We start from the raw sequence: 17,569 nt of genomic DNA, 5'->3' as shown, positions 1-17,569 counted from the left end.
CACCTGTCACCTTCCCTGGCGCGGCTAGCCCGCGTCAGGCGTCACGCCCATGTCGGATAGGGCCTCACTCATGATTGTAGAGAAGAGCGGCGCCGCGGAAGACGTGGCAAGATACGGGGTGCCGTTCAGGCCTACGTACACGAGGACCTTCGGGTCGCTCGCGTTCGCAAATCCTATGAGCGAGCTCACGTACTTGAACGCGACGTATTTGCCGGAATCGTCCGCCTGCTCGCCCGTGCCGGTCTTGCCCGCCACGTCGTAGCCCTTCACCTGCGCCGCCTGCGCCGTGCCGTCCTTCACGACCGTGCGCATCATGTCCGTGACCTCGTCCGCCGTCTTCTTCGACACGGCGCGGCCCTCGGACTTCCACGCGACCTTCTTGCCGCCCCTGCTCACCAGGAAGTGCGGCGTCACGATCTTGCCGTCGTTCGCGATGGACCCTATGGCCTTCACCATTTGGTCTAGTGGTATGGCGAGGGACTGGCCAAACGACATGGAGCCCAAGCTGGCGCCGTCGTACTGGTTCAGCTGCTTGACGATGCCCTTGACCTCGCCCGGATAGTCTATGCCGGTCTTCGTGCCGATCTTGAACTTCGCGACGCCGTTCGCGAACTTCTCCTCGCCTATCACGTCCTGCGCCACGAGCGCCATGCCGGCGTTCGAGGAGCGCCTCAGGATCTCTCTCAGCGACATGTTCATGGTCGCCGTACGCCCGTCGTCGTCGCCCACGAGGTCGTCGCCCACCCTGACCTTGCCCGGCACCGAGAACGTCGAACTCGGCGTCACGAGCCCGTTGTCGATGCCGATGGCGGCGGTCAGCACCTTGAAGATCGAGCCCGGCTCGTAGGAGGACGAGACCGGCTTCAGGTTCAGTGCGCCCTCCTTGATCTGGGAGGTGTCCGTTATGTTGAAGAGCGGGGTCGAGCACGCCGCGATGATCTCGCCGGACTTGGGGTCGGTCACCATGACGGAGCCGGAGTCCGCCTTGTAGTCCTTTACGCCCTGGACGATGGTGTCCTCGGCGATCTTCTGGACGTCTATGTCGAGCGAGATGACGATGTCCTTGCCGTTCTTGGCCTTCTTCACGACCTGGGAGTTGCCGCCGGCGATGGGCGTGCCGCCCGAGCCGGTCTCGACCATCATCTTTCCGTCCGTGCCCTCGAGCACATCGTTGTAGTACAGCTCCAGGCCGCTCAGGCCGTTGCCGTCCGTGCCGACGATGCCAAGCACCTGACCGCCCGTCGCACCGTAGGGATAGACGCGCTTCACGTCGTTCAGGTAGTAGACGCCGCGGATCTTCTTCTTGTCGAGCTTCTTCTGCACGCTCTTGGCAACGTCTTCGTCCACCTGGCGCTTGATGTAGGTGAACGAGTTGTCACCCATCAGCTTGTCGACGTAGTCCGTGTCCTCGCCGCCCAGCTCGTCCGCGAGCACGGACGCGGCCTCAGCGGGGTCGTTCACCTCCTGCGGGTTGCAATAGATGGTCTTGCAGTCCTCGCTCGTGGCCAGGACGTTGCCGTTTCTGTCGTATATGGTGCCGCGCTTCGCATGAATGGTTATCTCGTTCGTGCGCTGCGCCGCCGCCCTCGTTGAGAGGTACTTCGCGTCCACAACCTGGAGGTAGATGAGCCTTCCCACCACAAAGAGCAGTATGAAGCCCAGGACGAGAAAAACTATCCTCACCATCTGGTCGTACGAGCTGTGCTGTGGGGCGCGTCCGCCGCGCACGGGGACGCCGCGACGCGAACGAGGAGCCTCGTCGTACGAGGCTCCCGTCACGTCATACCGGCCTCTGCGGCCGTCTCTATTTCCACTCTGGTATCTCACGGATATGGAGTTTACGCCACGACGGGCGAAAGCTAGCGCACATCCGAGGACTGCGCATCTTTTGCAGATGCCTGCTGCGCGGCGTCGCCAGACGTCGCCTTCGCGCCCTTCGCGGAAGCGTCGGCGCCCTGGGCGGACGCGTCCATGGCCTCGGTGTCGGTCGAAAGGACCATGCCGTAGTTCTGCGTCGCGATCGCGTTCACGCGGGAGCTGCTGCTGAGCACGGAGCGCTCTATCTTGAGGTCGCTGTTCGCGGACGCGGAGGTCGAGATCTTCTCCTCCAGGGCGTTTGCCTGGGTGAGGTTGGAGACCGTGGCCGCGGTGAGCGCGACGCGGAAGATGCCGATGGTCGCGAACGCCAGGACGCACGCGACGAACAGTTTGAATCGGGTCCAGAACTGGGCGGTGACGCCGCTCCTGACGCGGGCGTCCAGGCCGCCGCCGCGCACGACCTCGAACGGTGCGTGGCGCTCTACCTCGCGAGGCCGCTCGTATGCGTTTCCGTAGTAGCTGTATGCCTCGGAGCCCATCATGCCCATTTCCGTCCCCTTAGATGACCAAGGCCACCGCTCGCGGTGGCACTTGGCTGTTGTGCGTTGGTGGTTCGTTTAAGCTGCGTTCTGGTGCGAAATGCTTCGTTTGTGGTGCTATGGCAAACGGCCGGGGCCGTATGCGTCTAACTCATGCGCCCTCGCCGGTGGTGTCCAGACGGACGGCCACCCTCATGAGCGCGCTGCGAGCGCGGGGGTTCCGGCTCACCTCCCCCTCGCTTGCGACGAGGGGCTTCTTCGTACTGACCCTGACTATCGGCACGTGCCCGCACACGCACACCGGGAGGTCCGGCGGGCATATGCAGCCCTGCGACATCTCCGTGAAGACGTGCTTCACGATCCTGTCCTCGAGCGAGTGGTACGAGATCACGCAGATCCTCCCGCCCGGGTTCGCCCACCTGACGGCGGCGCGAAGGCCCTGGTCCAGCACGTCGAGCTCGTGGTTCACCTCGATGCGCAGCGCCTGGAACGTCTTGCGGGCGGGATGTCCCCCGTGGCGGCGCCCCGCGGCGGGGATGCCGGCCTTGATGGCCTCGACCAGCTGGAGCGTCGTCTCGATGGGCTCGCTCTTGCGCCTCTCAACGATCTGGCGGGCGATCCTGGACGCGTACTTCTCGTCCCCATAGACGCGGAAGATCCGGGCGAGGTCGGCTTCGTTGTAGGTGTTGATGACCTCTGCTGCGGTTAGGGTGTTGTTACCCGGATCCATGCGCATGTCAAGCGGGGCGTCCTCGTGGTACGAGAAGCCTCTCTCGGGGATGTCGAGCTGCGGGGAGGAGACCCCGATGTCGAACAGGAAGCAGTCGACGCCGGGCACCTCCGCCTTGACCAGGAGCTCGTCCAGGGAGCCGAAGTTCCCCTTCAGGAAGCGGTGCTCCGCCCCGGGGACCTCGTCCCCAAAGCGCCGCGCCGCGGCCTCGAGCGCCATGTCGTCCTGGTCGATCCCGATGGAAAGGCCGCCGGGCTGGATGCGCCTGGCAAGCTCCACCGAGTGTCCGGCCCCTCCCAGGGTGCAGTCGCATACGACCTCGCCCGGCTTGGGATCGAGCTGGGACAGAACCTCGTCCAGCATGACGGGAATGTGCCGATATTCATGTGTCAAGAGGTCCACCCCCTAGTCGTACATCAGGCTGTCGAGCTCGTCGATGCTCTCGTCGAGCTCCGCGATGGTCTTGTCGTAGTCCTCGGCGTCCCAGATCTCGAAGTGGTCCGTGTTGCCGACAACCGCCACCTCGCGCTTGATGTCGCACGAGGCCAGGGCCTCCGCGCCGAGCTTTCCCAGTGCCAGGCGCCCCGCGGAGTCCAGCTCGAGCGTCATCGTCTTCGCGTTCAGCAGAAAGCGCAGGCGCTCGTCCTTCTTGCTGCGAGGGTTGTAGCCGTTGGGAAAGTAGCTCTCGACCCATGCCTGGTGACCCTCGGGAGTGAAGCCAAGGATCTTGCCCCCGATGGGGATGAGGCAGACCTTCTCCCCAAACTCCTTGCGAAACGGTGCTGGAAGGGTAATGCGCTGCTTGGCATCCAGGTTGTGCTTGTAGGTGCCAGTCAGGTACATTCGCCCTCCCCTCTTGTTCCGCTGGGGCGTCCCCCTCGAAGGCGTGACAAATACTATAGCCCAATTGCCCCACCCCGCAACACTCGTCGACACCTTAAAACACCTGAGGGCAAAAAAGTGGCTTGAACGGCAGAGGGGCGCTCGTCAACCTCCCCCACATGTTGTGAGAACGGTCGTTCTGCAACACAAACGCCGAGGATGCGACTCCCCGGCGTTTCTTGTGGAATGTGATGGAATTGTGTTTTGGTGCCCTGACCTGCGCAAACGGGCGAGAAGGACGCGTTTTCCCAGTTGAAGGCGCATGCGGCATTGCCCCATCAGCATGCTTGCGGCCCCACAGGCTGGTGGGACGTCATCCCACAAGATGTGGTGCCGGGCACGGTGGCACGCACTTCTCGCCTTGGTGGGAGACCGTCCCACTGTGGGTGGGAGACCGTCCCACAAGATGTGGCGCCCGCGCGGACCCTACGATCCCATGCGGGCGCGCGGATGGGCCTCGAGGTAGACCATGCGCACGTGCGTCAGGTCGATGTGGGTGTAGAGCTGCGTCGTCGAGATGCTCGCGTGCCCCAGGAGCTCCTGCACGGTCCTGAGGTCCATTCCGCCCTCCAGCATGTGCGTGGCGTAGGTGTGTCGCAGGGTGTGGGGGTACAGGCCCTCGATCCCCACGAGCCTGCCATAGCGCTCCACCATGCGGTGCACGGTTTGGCGCGTGATGCGGGTCCCACGCTCGCTCAGGAACACGGCGCCCCCCGCCGCGCCGGAGGCCGCAAGCACGCCACGCCACTTCCCCAGGTACGCGGCAAGCGCGCGCTTCGCCGTGCCCAGGAGCGGCACGAGTCGCTCCTTCGAGCCCTTGCCCATCACGCGCAGGACCTCCTCGTCCAGCATGACGTCGCGCACGTCGAGCCCGCACAGCTCGGAGACGCGCAGGCCGCATCCGTACAGCACCTCCAGCATCGCCTTGTCGCGATGGAACGCCGCCTGCGGGCGCGCGTCCAGGCGCCCGCTCTTCAGCACGCGCGGCTTTGGCTCCAGCTCCGGGCGGAACGGCTCGTCCATGAGCGCAAACGCCTGCTCGTGCGTCAGCACCTCCGGCAGGCGGTCCGGTCGCCTGGGCAGCGGCAGGTTCGCGCTCGGGTGGTTGCGCGTGATCTGCTCGCCCACCATGAACTTGTGGAAGCCCTTGATGGCCGAGGCCGCCCTCTGGACGGAAGACGCGGCGAGGCCCGCATCGGTCAGCCCAGCCAGGTGGGCCTCGATGTCGGACCTCGTCACGTCCTCGGGGGACGCGATGCCGCGCTCCCCCAGAAATGCTATGTACCTCTTCAGGTCCCTGCCGTACGACTGCACGGTGTTGGCCGAGCTGCCCCGCTCCACGGCAAGGTAGCCCAGGTAGTCGTCAAGCGCTTCGGCAAGGTCCAACGGTTCCTCCCGCTAGTCCACGGAGGACGTCACGTCGTGACGGTCGATCCCCTCGTGGGACGCGATGGAGGCGCGCACGAACTCGCGGAACAGCGGCGCCGGCTTCGTCGGGCGGCTCTTGAACTCCGGGTGGGCCTGGCTCGCGACGAACCACGGGTGCACGGACTCGGGAAGCTCCACCATCTCGACGAGGCGGTCGTCCGGCGACAGGCCAGAAATGACGAGGCCCGCGTCCTGCAGCTGCTGGCGGAAGGCGTTGTTCACCTCGTAGCGGTGGCGGTGGCGCTCGTACACCAGCTCGTCGCCGTACGCCTCGAACGCGAGCGAGTCATGCGCGACCTTGCACGGGTAGGCGCCCAGGCGCATGGTGCCGCCCTTGTCCGTCACGTCCTCCTGGTCCGGCATGAGGGCGATCACGGGGTACGGGGAGTCCGGCGCGAACTCGGCGGAGTTTGCGCCCGGCATGCCGGCGACGTTGCGCGCGAACTCGCTCACGGCAACCTGCAGGCCCAGGCAGATGCCCAGGTACGGAATCTTGTGCTCGCGGGCGTACTGCGCAGCGAGGATCTTGCCCTCCACGCCGCGCTGGCCAAAGCCGCCGGGCACGAGGATGCCGTCGTAGCCGGCCAGCGCCGCGTCGACGTTCTCCTCGGTCAGCTCGCCACCGGCGATGAGGTCGATCTTGAGCTTGTGGCCAAAGTGGACCCCGGAGTGGTGCAGCGCCTCGATGACGGAGAGGTAGGCGTCCGGGAGCTCCGTGTACTTGCCCACGACACAGATCTTCGTGGTGTCCTCGAGCTTGTTGCACGCGTGCATGCGCGAGGTGAACGTGTCCCACTCGGTCATGTCGCCGTCGCGGACCTCGAGGCCGAGCTTCTCGAGGGCCTTCACGTCGAAGCCCTGCGCGGAGAGGTGGCGCGGCACGTCGTATATGGACGGGCAGTCGGAGTTCTCGAACACGCAATCCTCGTCCACGTCGCAGAAGTGGGCGATCTTCGCGCGGATGGGCGCCTCGACCTCGTGGTCGGAGCGGCACACGATGAAGTCGGGCTGCAGGCCCAGCGAGCGCATCTCCTTTACGGAGTGCTGCGTCGGCTTCGTCTTCACCTCGTGGGCCGCGGCGATGTACGGCACGAGGCTCACGTGGATCACCAGCGTGTTGCCCGCGCCCTTCTCCTTCCGGAACTCGCGGATCGCCTCGACGAACGGCTGTCCCTCGATGTCGCCGATGGTACCGCCGAGCTCCGTGATCACGATGTCGGCGCCGGTCTGCTCCTCGATGCGCAGGAAGCGCTCCTTGATGGCGTTCGTGACGTGCGGGATGACCTGCACGGTGCCGCCCAGGAAGTCCCCGGCGCGCTCGCGGCTGATGAGCGACTGGTAGATGGCGCCGGTGGTGAAGTTGGAGCCGCGGGTGAGGTTCTCGTCGATGAAGCGCTCGTAGTGACCCAGGTCGAGGTCGGTCTCCTTGCCGTCCTCGGTCACGAAGACCTCACCGTGCTGGAACGGGCTCATCGTGCCCGGGTCGACGTTCAGGTAGGGGTCGGCCTTCTGCATCATGACCTTGTAGCCACGCGCCTTGAGTAGCCTGCCGAGGGACGCGGCCGTGATGCCCTTTCCTAGTGAGGACACGACGCCGCCGGTTACGAAGATGTGCTTGGTCATGCTCAGACCTTCCCGTAAAAGTTTTCCTCTTTACGGGATTTCATCTTACAGCGAGTTCGTTAGCGCTGGGGCTACGTTCGTTACAAATTCATGAACCCACGCAACCCCCACGTGTACCACGGCGCCCACGCCGCAAGCCCGCCCCTTCGGGCACGCCGAGCGAGAAGAACTATGCCTTCTGGCCGCGGACCTCCTCGGCCTCCGCGAGCATCTGCCGCGCATGGTCGAGCGACGCCTCGCTCTGGTCTCCAGAGAGCATGCGCGCGACCTCGCGCACGCGGTCCTGACCCTCCACCTGAGAAAGCGTCGTCCTTGGCACGTCCGCCCCCACCTTCGTCACCACGTAGTGGGCGTCCGCCATCACGGCGACCTGCGCCAGGTGCGTCACCACGATTACCTGATGTGTCCGCGCGAGCCTCGCGAGCACCTGGGCCAGCGCCACGGCGGTGGCCCCGCCCACGCCGGCGTCCACCTCGTCGAACACGAGGGTCTCCGTCGAGTCCGCGTTGCCAAGCACCACCTTGCACGCCAGCATCACGCGGGATATCTCGCCGCCTGAGGCGATTTTGCGCAGCGGACGCGCCGTGAGGCCTGCCGCCGGTCGGTACATGAGCTCCACCTTGCTCGGACCCTGCGACGTCCACTGCGCGCGCGGGAGCCGCTCGCTTACGACCTCGAGCTCGGCCGTCCCCATCTCCAGGAACGCCATCTGCTCCGTCACGGCCGCGGCCAGCCCGGGCGCGGCCTTCGCGCGCACCCCGTCCAGGGCGTCGGCCGCGACGGCAAGGTCCTTCTCGGCCGCGTCGAGCGCCTCCTGGGCGCGCGCGATGCGCTCTCCCCCGTCGCGGGCAGCCTCAACCAGCTCGGCCGCCTTCTCTCGGCGCTCGAGCACGTCCTCCATGCGCGGCCCGTACGAGCGCAGCAGCCCCTGCAGCTGCGCCATGCGCGCCTGCAGCCGGTCAAGCGCCTCCGGGTCGAAGTCCACGCCGTCCTGGTACTCGCGCAGGCCGGCGGTCACGTCCTCTATGTCGATGAGAGAGCTCTCGAGCGTGTCCGCAAAGCGACCCAACGCGGAGTCGAATCTCGCGGCGTCGCGCAGGGTCGTCACAACGTCGGACAGCGCGTCCTCCACGCCACCATCCCCCACGATGCCCTCGCGGGCCTCGCCCGCCGCGCGCAGCAACGCCTCGGCATGCTCCGCCTTCGGCAGCGTCTCCTCCAGCTCCTCGTACTCGCCGGCCTTCGGCGCCACCTCGTCTATCTTGCGCAGGACGAAGGCGGCCTCCTCCACTCGACCGTCCGCGGCACGGCTCATCTCGCGCACGCGCTCAAGCTCGTCCGCGGCGTCACGCGCGGCACGCAGAGCCCGCTGGTAGCGGGCCAGGGCGTCCGCAGCGGCATCTCCCGCCCACGCGTCCAGAAGGTCCACGTGGGTTGCCACCTGCAGCAGCCTCTGGTGCTCGTGCTGGCCGCAGATGTCAATCGTCGCACCCACGCCGCTCGCAAGCTCGCGCACGGACGCCATCCGGCCGTCCACCTCCACGCGCCCGCGTCCCGTGGACTCCACCCTACGGCGCACGACGGTCCCGTCGGGGTCCCCGCCGCGCACGAACAACCGGCCGTCCACCTCGAGGCCGTCTGCCCCCTCGCGTATGGCCCCGGCGTCCGCGCGCTCCCCCATCAGCAGCTTGAGGGAGGACAGCAGCGCCGACTTGCCCGTGCCGGTCTCGCCGGTGAGCACGGTCAGCCCCGCGGCGGGCCTGATGGTCGCGTCCTCGATGAGCGCGACGTTCCTTACACGAAGCTCGTCGATCATGTGCTAGTCCTTGTCCCTTCCGTAGAACACGCGCGAGACCGACTGGTAGAAGCTCTCCGAGCTGCGGTCCAACAGGATGAGGTCGCCCGGGCCGCGGCGCACCGTCGCCCTCACGGGGCGCGCGCCCTCGGCCACGATCGGCTGGCCGTCCGCGAAGAACAGCCTCTCCGGGTCGCGCTCCGGGTTGATCTTAAGCTCCACCACGTCGGTGGACGACGTCAGAAACGCGCGCGCCAGGATGGTGTGCGGCGCAACCGGCACGCACACCATGCCCTTGAACTCCGGCGTCACGATCGGTCCTCCCGCGGCGAGCGCATATCCCGTCGATCCCGTCGCCGTCGCCACCACGAACCCGTCCCCGCGTAGCGTGTCCACGTGGTGCCCGGAGACCGCAACGTCAAACACGATCATGTCGCCACGCACCCCGTGCGTGAGCGAAAGGTCGTTCAACGCAAAGCGCCGCTTTGAGAAGATCGTGCCGTCCGGAGCCTTGAAGTCGACCGTTATGTCCAGGGTCGCCCTGCGCGACGCGTGCATGCGGTGCCCGAGCGCGTCGCTCACCGTCTCTATCACGTCGTCGGGGCCGGCGCAGGTCAGAAAGCCCAGGTGCCCGTATGATATGCCCACGAGGGGTATCTCGGAGTAGCCAACGATCTTCGCGGCGCGCAGCAGCGTCCCGTCGCCTCCGAACGAGACGGCCAGCCCCACGCCCGTCGTGTCGACCACCTTGTCGGGATACTTCTTCTTGTCGTGCGCCCACTGGACCTCGACGCCCTGCCCGTCAAGCCACTCCGCAAGCGAGCGTGCGCCCGCCACGGCGTCCTTGCGAGCATAGTTCGGAATCAGAAGGACCTTCACCGGCACCACTTCCCAGCCTTGCGGTCAGACACGTCTAGCAAAAAGTGTAGCACCCGCGGGCAAAACGTCTAACGTCGCCCACACGCGCTAGCGCACGCGGGCGACCGCGCCGTCGCCCACAACGGCTGCGAGGTCCAAATCGCAGGTCAGATGCCCTGTTGCGGTGCGGCCCAGCAGTAGGAACTCCCGGTTTCCCTTATGACCCCTGATGGGGCTCGGACACGCCGAGACGGGCATGAGCCCCTCCTCGCAGAACGCTTGCGCCACGTCGACGAGCGCCCTCAGGTGCACGGCGGGATCGCTCACGATGCCGCCGTCCCCAACCTCGTCGCGCCCCGCCTCGAACTGCGGCTTCACGAGCGTGAGAAACGCCGAGTCCCCCTCGCGCAGCATTTCGACGACGGCGGGAAGCACCGTCCGCACGGACGTGAACGAGACGTCGCACACCGCGAGGTCGATGCTGTGCCGATTGCCGTCGTCCGGCAGGTCCACCATGTTCGTCCGCTCGCGCAGCGTCACGCGCGCGTCTGTGCGCAGACTCCAATCGAACTGGGCGTAGCCCACGTCCACGGCCAGGACGGACGCCGCGCCGCGCTTCAGCAGGCAGTCCGTGAAACCCCCGGTGGAGCAGCCCACGTCCAGACACGCCATCCCCCTTGGGTCGACCCCAAAGGCGTCGAGCGCGCGCTCCAGCTTCAGGCCGCCCCTACCCACGTAGGGAATCCTCCCCCTCACGTGCAGCTCGATCCCGGGCCTCACCTGCTCGCCCGGAAACTCCATCCTGCGGTCAGACGTGCTGACGTCACCCGCAAGCACCGCACGCATCGCCTCGTCTTTGGACGAGAAGAGCCCCTGCTCCACGAGCTCGGCGTCGAGCCTTCGCCTGCGCACCACCTACGCGCCCTCGCCCTGCGGGCCGTCGGCGCCTTGCGCCTGCGCGCCCCCGTCCTTCTCGCCCCGCTTGGCGTCCTTCCCGTCGGCCTCGGCGCGGAGCTTCGCCTCCTCCTCGGGGGTGAAGTTCGTTCTGTCCACCATGTCGACGGCCTTCGACCCCAAGGCGATGGCCTCGTCGAACAGGTCGAGCGAGCGCTCAAGCGAGGTCTCCTTGTCGCGGACCTGGCTCACGATCTCGTCCAGCCTGTCGGTTATCTGGTCGAACGTCTTGTACGGGGCGGTGTCGGGCTTCGCCATCGCTACTCCTCGCCAAGGCCCTCGTCGTCGGCGCCCACGGCCTCGGCAGCCTCGTCACGCGCCTCGACGCCGGCGCCCTCGCACTCGTCGTCCTCGGCGTCCTCGGCGTCCTCATGCGCGGCGCGCTCCGCCTCGAGCCTCTTCGCCTCGGCCACGACGTCTACGCCCTTGTCCATCTTGGAGGCGACGCGCCCGAGCACGCCATTTATGAACTTCGGCGACTCGTCGGAGCCAAACGCCTTCGCCAGCTCCACGGACTCGTCAATCGTGACGGCGATGGCCACCTCGTCCACCTCGAGCATCTCGTACAGCGCGAGGCGCAGGAGGTTGCGGTCCACGGACGGCATCCTCGAGACGCTCCAGTTGGAGGACGTCGCCGAAATCACGGCGTCCAGCTCGTGGCGCATGTCGTCCGCACCGCGGGCGAGCATCTCGCCAAACGGGTCGAGCGGACCCTGGGAAAGTGCGTAGTCACCCTCGAGCACCTCGTACACGGTGCGGTCTGTCGCCTCCGCCTGGAACAGAAGCTGCAGGGCCTGGGCGCGGGCAAGGGTGCGCCCGCCAAAGTGATGATGCTTGTTCGACACGGTAGTGGTTACTCCTTGGGAAATACGAGGCTGTCGATGCACACGTCCACGGCGCCCACCTCGACGCCGATCTGCTCGCTGATTGCCTCCGCAACGGCATCGCGCACGGCTGCGGCAAGCTTCGTGAACGGATATCCGTAGAAGACCGCCAAGTGCACGGTCACCCTCAGGTCGCCGTCCACGACCTCGGACTCGACCGCCGCCTCCGGGGCGACGCTGCGGCTGGTGAAGACGGACACGAGGCTCGACGCGATGTCGTTGCCACCCACGCGGGCGACGCCCTCGACCTTCTCGCACGCGGTGGTGACAATGGTCGAGACTACTCCCCTCGAGATGCCGATCCCGGCGACATAGAGCTCAGATTCGCTCATTTCCCATCCTTTCGCAGGTGCCGTGAGTGCCGGCACGATACACGACGTCCTTGCACAAGTATAGCCGCAACGGCCTGGGCGGGCGTGCTTTCGCATGCGGTAAAAAAGGCCCGCGACGCGCCTATGCGCTGCCGCGGGCCAACGATCCGTCTGTGCGGGACTAGACGCGCTGGACGAACTTGCCGTCGCGCGTGTCGACCTTGATGCGCTCGCCCTGGTTCAGATACATGGGAACCTGGATGACGGCACCAGTCTCGATGGTGGCGGGCTTGGTGCCGCCCTGAACGGTGTCGCCCTTGAAGCCAGGGTCGGTCTCGGTGATCTCGACCTCGATGAAGGTGGGCGGCTGGACCGCGTACAGTACGTCATTGGCGTACTGCAGCAGGCAGATGTCGTTCTCCTTCAGGAACTTGTCGTTGTCGCCGATGAGCTCGGCGTCGACGGGAATCTGCTCGAAGGTCTCGGTGTCCATGAACCAGTACGCGCTGCCGTCATTGTAGAGGTACTGCATCTCGCGCGTGCGCATGTTCACGCTCTCGAACTTGGCAGACTGCTGGAAGTTCTCCTCGTTCACGCGGCCGGTACGAATGTCACGATACTTGGTGCGCACGTAGGTGTTGCCCTTGCCCGGCTTGACGTGCTGCGCCTCGAGAATGACGCAGTCCTTGCCCTTGATGTTGACGCCCAGACCAACCTTGAGGTCGGTAATGCCCAGAGTTGCCACTGTTGCCTACTTTCTACGAACAAATGCGCCCGCCATGCGGGCACAGGATTCACAACGGTATGCAACTATACCGCACGATTCATCCCAGCGCACGCATGGCGTCGCACTCCATAGAGACAACAGCTGCGACCGTGCCGTCGGTTATGGCATCCATGATGCAAGAAGGCCTCGAGGGCCCACGCTCAGTCCGCTGAGAAGAGCGGCGCGCGCCGACGCGGCTACCTCCCCCTCTTGAAGACCCCGCCGATGACGGACGGGATGCTCTTTACGCCCATCTTCGCAACCTGGAGGGCATTCGGGGACCTGAGGAGCCTGTCTGCGGGAACATGCTCTCGCACGGCACGGAGCGTCGCCCTGTTGTCGCGGGTCGAGAACGTGAAGTGCCCGGCCTCCTTCGTGAAGATGGCGAAGCGCACGATGTTCTTCTTGCCGAGCACCTCGGCCGAGACGTAGTCGATCTCCTCCCAGGGTATCTGGACGAAGTCCTCCTTGTTCTTCTCGTTATAGAACTCGAAGGCCTTGTCGCCCACCATCACGTCGCCGTAGGTGGTGAAGCCCTGCAGGAACGTCGCCTTCGAGGAATACTCGACGCTCGTGTTCATAGAGATAGCCATTAGATCAGACCCTTCGTGGTAGGAGGCGCCGCCTCCCCGGGCTACAGAAGAGGCCGCACCCCCGTGTGGCCAGCTGTGAACAGCTTAGGGGATGCGGCCCAAAGAGCAAAGTCTGCGTGCGACTGATCGCGAAGGAAACCCTTAGAGCAGGCCGATGACGCGGCCGAGGATGCCGACGGCGAACAGGCACAGGATGATGACGATCGGGGAGACCTTCTTCTTCAGGAGCTTGCAGATGAGCAGGGTCAGGCCGACGGCAGCAAGGCCCGGGATGAGCGAGTCGAGGTTCTGCTGCAGCGTGGTGACCTTGGTCGGGGTGAGCGAGAGCCCCTGGTTGAAGTACTGGTCGAACGCGGACTGAATGCCCTTGTAGCCAGCGGGAAGCTTATTCCAGTGGATGTAGGCCTTGGAGTCGAGCGCGACGTTGGAGACCACCGGCGCGAAGCTGATGGAGACCCAGCGCTGGACAAGCGCGCCGATGATGAACATACCAAGGATGGAAGCGCCCTCGGTGACCCTGCCGAGCAGGCCGCCAGAGAGGTCCTTGGAGATGTCGGTGCCGACCTTGTAGCCGAACTCCTGCGAGTACCACAGGAAGGCGAGGCGGATGACGTTCCATGCGATGAAGAACAGGAGCGGACCGACGATGCTTCCACCGAGCGCAAGGGACGCGCCGAGGGCACCGAGGATCGGGCGAACCGTGTACCAGAACACAGGGTCACCGACGCCCGCCAGAGGACCCATCATACCGACCTTGACGCCCTGGATGGCCTGGTCGTCGATCGGAGCGCCGTTGGCACGCTCCTCCTCCATTGCGAGGGTGACGCCGATGACGGGAGCCGAGACGTACGGGTGGGTGTTGTAGAACTCCAGGTGACGCTTCAGCGCCTCGATCTGGTCTTCCTTCTTGGGATAGAGCTTCTTGATGGCCGGAATCATTGCGTAGCACCAGCCACCGTTCTGCATACGCTCGTAGTTCCAGGAGCCCTGCAGGTACTGGTGACGGTTGCAGACCGCACGACGGTCGGCGACGGTAAGGTGGACCTCGCCCGGCTTCGCCTCAGTGTTCTTGATGTCTTCTGCCATTGTGTTCACTCCCCTTCCTACTCGTAGTCGTCCAGGATGTCACCCAGCGGGTCGCCAGAACCACCCGCGGCGCCGGCGCCCTGCTTTGCGAGCTCCTTGAGGCCGAGGTAGAGGATGGCGAAGCAGCCACCGATGAGACCGAGGGCGATGAGCGTGAGTTCCTTCAGGGTAGCCATGACGAAGCCGAGGACGAAGAACGGCCAGGTCTCCTTGGTTGCCATCATGTTGATGACCATGGCGTAGCCGACTGCGGCGACCATGCCGCCGCCGACCGTCATGCCGCCGGACAGCCATGCGGGCATGGCCTCGAGGACGGAGGTGACCGCCTCGGCGGGGATGAAGCAAAGGGCCGCCGCCGGGATGGCGATACGAGCGCCCTGCATGCAGATGGCGCCGATCTGGAGGCGGTCGATGGCCGCAAAGTCGGCCTTCTCGGCAGCCGCGTCCATCGCATGGACGATGGGGATGGCGAGCGTACGGCAGATCATGGTCAGGAACAGGCCTGCAACGGACAGGGCCGTTGCGGCGCCGATGGCGGTGTTGATGGCCGCGGTGACGTCGGAGGTGCCGCCGTTGAGGGCGAGCATCAGGATGATGCCGGACGCAACGGACGCGAGTGCCGCGTCAGGCGCGACCGCAGCGCCGATGTTTGCCCAGCCAAGGGCCATGAGCTGTAGGCTGCCGCCGAGGATGATGCCCTCGGTGGGATGCCCGCACACGAGGCCGATAAGGGTGCAGGCAACAATCGGCTGGTGGAACTCCCACTCGTCCAGGATGCCTTCCATGCCTGCCAGGAACGCCACGACGATGACAAGCACGATCGAAATAGGATTCATGAACTTCCTCCTTCTTCCTATCGAGGCCGTTAGGCCATGTTCTTCTCTTTGAGAAGAGCCCAGATGTCATCGACCTTGTCGCTCGGAACCTTCTGTACGGTGAAGTGCGTGCCGTTGTCACGGATCTTCTTCAGGCACTCCACGTCGGCCGCGTCACAGGCGATGGCCTGGTTGATGACGGTCTTGCCGGCAGAGCCTGCCATGGAGCCGATGCAGACCTCCGGGAACTTCACGCCCTGCTCCTCAGCCTCGAGCAGGTCCTGCGGGGTCTCGAACAGGACCATGGCCTTGGTCGCGCCGAAGCGGGGGTCCTTGTCGACCTGGACGAGCTTGCTGATGGGGATGACGTGGACGTGCACTCCTGGAGGCGCGGCCTGCGTGATCATGCTCTTGCGCAGATCGTCGTGGGAGACACCGTCCGAGACGACGAGGATGCGGTCCGGCTGGACCTGCTTCGTCCAGGCAGTTGCCACCTGGCCGTGCAGCAAACGGGTGTCGATGCGCACGTAGGCGTACTTGATGTGACCATCGCCCAGCACGGTTCCCTCGGGAATCGCACCGGCAGCAACCGGGGCAGCCGCAGCAGCTGCGGGAGCCTCTGTGGCAGGCTGCAGCTCCTCCGGCTTCACCTTGACGCCGTCGCGCGCCTCGGCGAAAATCTCCTGCATCACAGCGACTGCGGTGTCGGCGCCCATGCGGGAGCCGTACGCAGAGACGAGCATCGGCAGGTTCAGGCCGGTAATGGCGACCCAATCGTCGTGCCCCTCCTCGCTGATGAGACGGGAGACCTGGTTGAAGGGAGTACCTCCCCACAGGTCGACCAAGAACAAGACGTGCTCCTGGTCGTCGAAAGTGGCGATCGCGTCAAGCAGCTTCTGGTGCATGTCGTCAGGGCCCATGTCAGGCGTCAGGACCACGGCCGCAACGTTTTCCTGCGGACCGAAGATCATGCTGCCCGATTCCATGATGCCCTCGGCGAACTTGCCGTGGCTGGCTAGGACAATACTGACCATCCAACTTCCTCCTTTTCGTCCACCCTGCTTCCTACAGAACCGATGCGAACGCGTGCAAGGCTTCACGTCTTCCTAACCATTTGCACACGATTGCTCCACATCGTGGATAAGTGTACACCTTGTGAACTGAAAACGCTTCCAGAAAAGGAAAATCCAAGCCACATTTTTTGCAGCGTTTTGTGAAGAAAGCCACCCGCGCTTGCCCTGTCGCGATATTTTGTCCTCCGTTATGAAAAGCCCGTCTGGCGACGATATCGCCAGACGGGCCGTCCGCTCCCCTGAGCGTGAGTGGCTATCCGAGAAGGACGTGTCCTAGCAGTCGATGACCCTCAGGTCATGCGAGGAACGCCCGAACGGCTTGTAGCCGTCCTCCGTAATGACGCCGGTGTCCTCGACGCGGATGCCGAACTTGCCGGGCAGGTAGATGCCGGGCTCGTCGGTCACGACGGAGCCGAGCGGGCATGGCTTGTCGTAGCCACGGCTGAAGTTCGGGCGCTCGTGGATCTGCAGGCCGACGCCGTGGCCAAGGCCGTGCTTGAAGTAGTCGCCGTATCCCGCGTCGCTGATGACCTTCACGGCGAGGTCCTGGATCTCCTTGCCGTGGATGCCGGGCTTGATCGCGGCGGCGCACGTCTCGTTCGCAAGGCGTACGACGTCGTACACCTTCCTCTGCTCCTCGCTCGGCTCGCCGATTACGACGGTCCTCGTCATGTCCGCGTGGTAGTCGTGATAGCCGGCGCCGTAGTCCATGACGATCATGTCGCCCTTCTGGACCTTGCGGTCCCCCGGCTGTGCGTGCGGGTTCGCGCCGTTCGGGCCAGATGCGATGATGCTGTCGAACGAGATGGCGTCCGCGCCGTGGGTCAGCATGTACGTCTCGAGCTCGACCCTGATCTGCTGCTCGGTCAAGCCGGGCTTGATGTACTCGCAGATGTGGTCGTAGGCGTCGTCCGTGATCTCCTGGGCACGACGCAGGAGCGCGAGCTCCTCCTCGTCCTTCACGACGCGAAGTCTCTCGGCGATGTCGTCGTGCATGCGGGGATTCAGGCAGTCGACGGACGCCTTGTTGCACTCGCTGCGGAACGCGTCGAAGAACGCGAGGTCCATGGAGTCCTCGACGGCGACGACACGGCTCTTCGTCTCGAGCACGCGCTGGGCGGCCCACCATGCGGGGCTCACGATGTCCATGTCCATCTTCCAGGGCGTGTTCTCGCCCAGACGCTCGACGAACGTGTTGTAGTAGCGCGAGTCGGTGTGGAGCCACTGCCCGTCGGCCGTGACGAACGCGGTGTGGGCCACCTCGTCGTCGAACGTGCGCTCGGCGCCGGTGAGCCACCTCAGGTCGGGGTTGTTGCGAAGGATAACGGCGTCGTAGCCGCGCTCCGCCATCATCTCTCGAAGACGCGCGACGCGTCCGGCGCATGCCTTGGCATCTGCCATGGGTAAGCCTCTT

At 65.3% G+C, this 17,569-nt stretch carries 18 protein-coding genes; all 18 read right to left on the bottom strand.

Annotation, left to right across the window (positions count from 1 at the left end; all coding sequences use genetic code 11):
- Positions 1 to 24 precede the first annotated feature (24 nt).
- The 18 genes from BLT96_RS03050 to BLT96_RS02965 all read right to left on the bottom strand — a co-directional run bounded on the left by BLT96_RS03050 (position 25) and on the right by BLT96_RS02965 (position 17,556).
- Positions 25 to 1,779, bottom strand: coding sequence for a peptidoglycan D,D-transpeptidase FtsI family protein (locus BLT96_RS03050; protein WP_245719315.1), 1,755 nt, complete (start codon positions 1,777 to 1,779; stop codon positions 25 to 27).
- Between the two features lie 80 nt (positions 1,780 to 1,859).
- Complete coding sequence (locus tag BLT96_RS03045; RefSeq protein ID WP_090861629.1) at positions 1,860 to 2,366, bottom strand: hypothetical protein; 507 nt, start codon at positions 2,364 to 2,366, stop codon at positions 1,860 to 1,862.
- Between the two features lie 142 nt (positions 2,367 to 2,508).
- Positions 2,509 to 3,480 carry a 16S rRNA (cytosine(1402)-N(4))-methyltransferase RsmH gene (gene rsmH, locus BLT96_RS03040; RefSeq protein ID WP_090844088.1) on the bottom strand — a complete coding sequence of 324 codons (972 nt, stop codon included), beginning with the start codon at positions 3,478 to 3,480 and terminating at the stop codon, positions 2,509 to 2,511.
- A gap of 12 nt (positions 3,481 to 3,492) precedes the next feature.
- Entirely contained in the window at positions 3,493 to 3,930 is a 438-nt protein-coding gene (locus BLT96_RS03035; protein ID WP_090844091.1) for a division/cell wall cluster transcriptional repressor MraZ, read from the bottom strand.
- A gap of 465 nt (positions 3,931 to 4,395) precedes the next feature.
- Entirely contained in the window at positions 4,396 to 5,355 is a 960-nt protein-coding gene (locus BLT96_RS03030) for a tyrosine recombinase (RefSeq protein ID WP_090861627.1), read from the bottom strand.
- 12 nt (positions 5,356 to 5,367) lie between these two features.
- The gene (locus tag BLT96_RS03025; RefSeq protein ID WP_090844097.1) at positions 5,368 to 7,020 is read right to left on the bottom strand and encodes a CTP synthase; all 1,653 of its coding nucleotides are present in this window, start codon (positions 7,018 to 7,020) and stop codon (positions 5,368 to 5,370) included.
- Between the two features lie 169 nt (positions 7,021 to 7,189).
- Positions 7,190 to 8,836, bottom strand: coding sequence for a DNA repair protein RecN (gene recN, locus BLT96_RS03020; RefSeq protein ID WP_090861625.1), 1,647 nt, complete (start codon positions 8,834 to 8,836; stop codon positions 7,190 to 7,192).
- Positions 8,837 to 8,839: 3 nt separating this feature from the next.
- Complete coding sequence (locus BLT96_RS03015) at positions 8,840 to 9,694, bottom strand: NAD(+)/NADH kinase (RefSeq protein ID WP_090864150.1); 855 nt, start codon at positions 9,692 to 9,694, stop codon at positions 8,840 to 8,842.
- Between the two features lie 87 nt (positions 9,695 to 9,781).
- Entirely contained in the window at positions 9,782 to 10,588 is an 807-nt protein-coding gene (locus BLT96_RS03010) for a TlyA family RNA methyltransferase (protein ID WP_172824971.1), read from the bottom strand.
- The gene (locus tag BLT96_RS03005; protein ID WP_090861623.1) at positions 10,589 to 10,885 is read right to left on the bottom strand and encodes an exodeoxyribonuclease VII small subunit; all 297 of its coding nucleotides are present in this window, start codon (positions 10,883 to 10,885) and stop codon (positions 10,589 to 10,591) included.
- A 2-nt stretch (positions 10,886 to 10,887) separates the two neighbouring features.
- Positions 10,888 to 11,472, bottom strand: a complete 585-nt coding sequence (gene nusB / locus BLT96_RS03000; protein ID WP_090861621.1) for a transcription antitermination factor NusB — start codon at positions 11,470 to 11,472, stop codon at positions 10,888 to 10,890.
- An 8-nt stretch (positions 11,473 to 11,480) separates the two neighbouring features.
- Complete coding sequence (locus tag BLT96_RS02995) at positions 11,481 to 11,843, bottom strand: Asp23/Gls24 family envelope stress response protein (protein ID WP_090861619.1); 363 nt, start codon at positions 11,841 to 11,843, stop codon at positions 11,481 to 11,483.
- A gap of 160 nt (positions 11,844 to 12,003) precedes the next feature.
- Complete coding sequence (gene efp / locus BLT96_RS02990; protein WP_090861617.1) at positions 12,004 to 12,567, bottom strand: elongation factor P; 564 nt, start codon at positions 12,565 to 12,567, stop codon at positions 12,004 to 12,006.
- Between the two features lie 218 nt (positions 12,568 to 12,785).
- Positions 12,786 to 13,181: a DUF956 family protein gene (locus BLT96_RS02985; RefSeq protein ID WP_090861615.1), complete on the bottom strand. Its 396-nt coding sequence runs from the start codon at positions 13,179 to 13,181 to the stop codon at positions 12,786 to 12,788.
- Positions 13,182 to 13,322: 141 nt separating this feature from the next.
- On the bottom strand, positions 13,323 to 14,267 hold the full coding sequence (locus BLT96_RS02980; RefSeq protein WP_090844123.1) for a PTS system mannose/fructose/sorbose family transporter subunit IID: 945 nt from the start codon (positions 14,265 to 14,267) through the stop codon (positions 13,323 to 13,325).
- A 17-nt stretch (positions 14,268 to 14,284) separates the two neighbouring features.
- The gene (locus BLT96_RS02975) at positions 14,285 to 15,103 is read right to left on the bottom strand and encodes a mannose/fructose/sorbose family PTS transporter subunit IIC (protein WP_090861613.1); all 819 of its coding nucleotides are present in this window, start codon (positions 15,101 to 15,103) and stop codon (positions 14,285 to 14,287) included.
- A 29-nt stretch (positions 15,104 to 15,132) separates the two neighbouring features.
- A complete protein-coding gene (locus BLT96_RS02970; protein WP_090844129.1) occupies positions 15,133 to 16,116 on the bottom strand; it encodes a PTS sugar transporter subunit IIB in 984 nt (327 codons plus the stop codon).
- A 312-nt stretch (positions 16,117 to 16,428) separates the two neighbouring features.
- Positions 16,429 to 17,556, bottom strand: coding sequence for a M24 family metallopeptidase (locus BLT96_RS02965; protein ID WP_090861611.1), 1,128 nt, complete (start codon positions 17,554 to 17,556; stop codon positions 16,429 to 16,431).
- Positions 17,557 to 17,569 lie beyond the last annotated feature (13 nt).

It is taken from the genome of Parafannyhessea umbonata, from assembly GCF_900105025.1.
In the GTDB taxonomy this organism is placed as follows: domain Bacteria; phylum Actinomycetota; class Coriobacteriia; order Coriobacteriales; family Atopobiaceae; genus Parafannyhessea; species Parafannyhessea umbonata.
The sequence above is the reverse complement of the archived record's forward strand: the minus strand, read 5'-3'. Positions and strand labels throughout refer to the sequence as shown.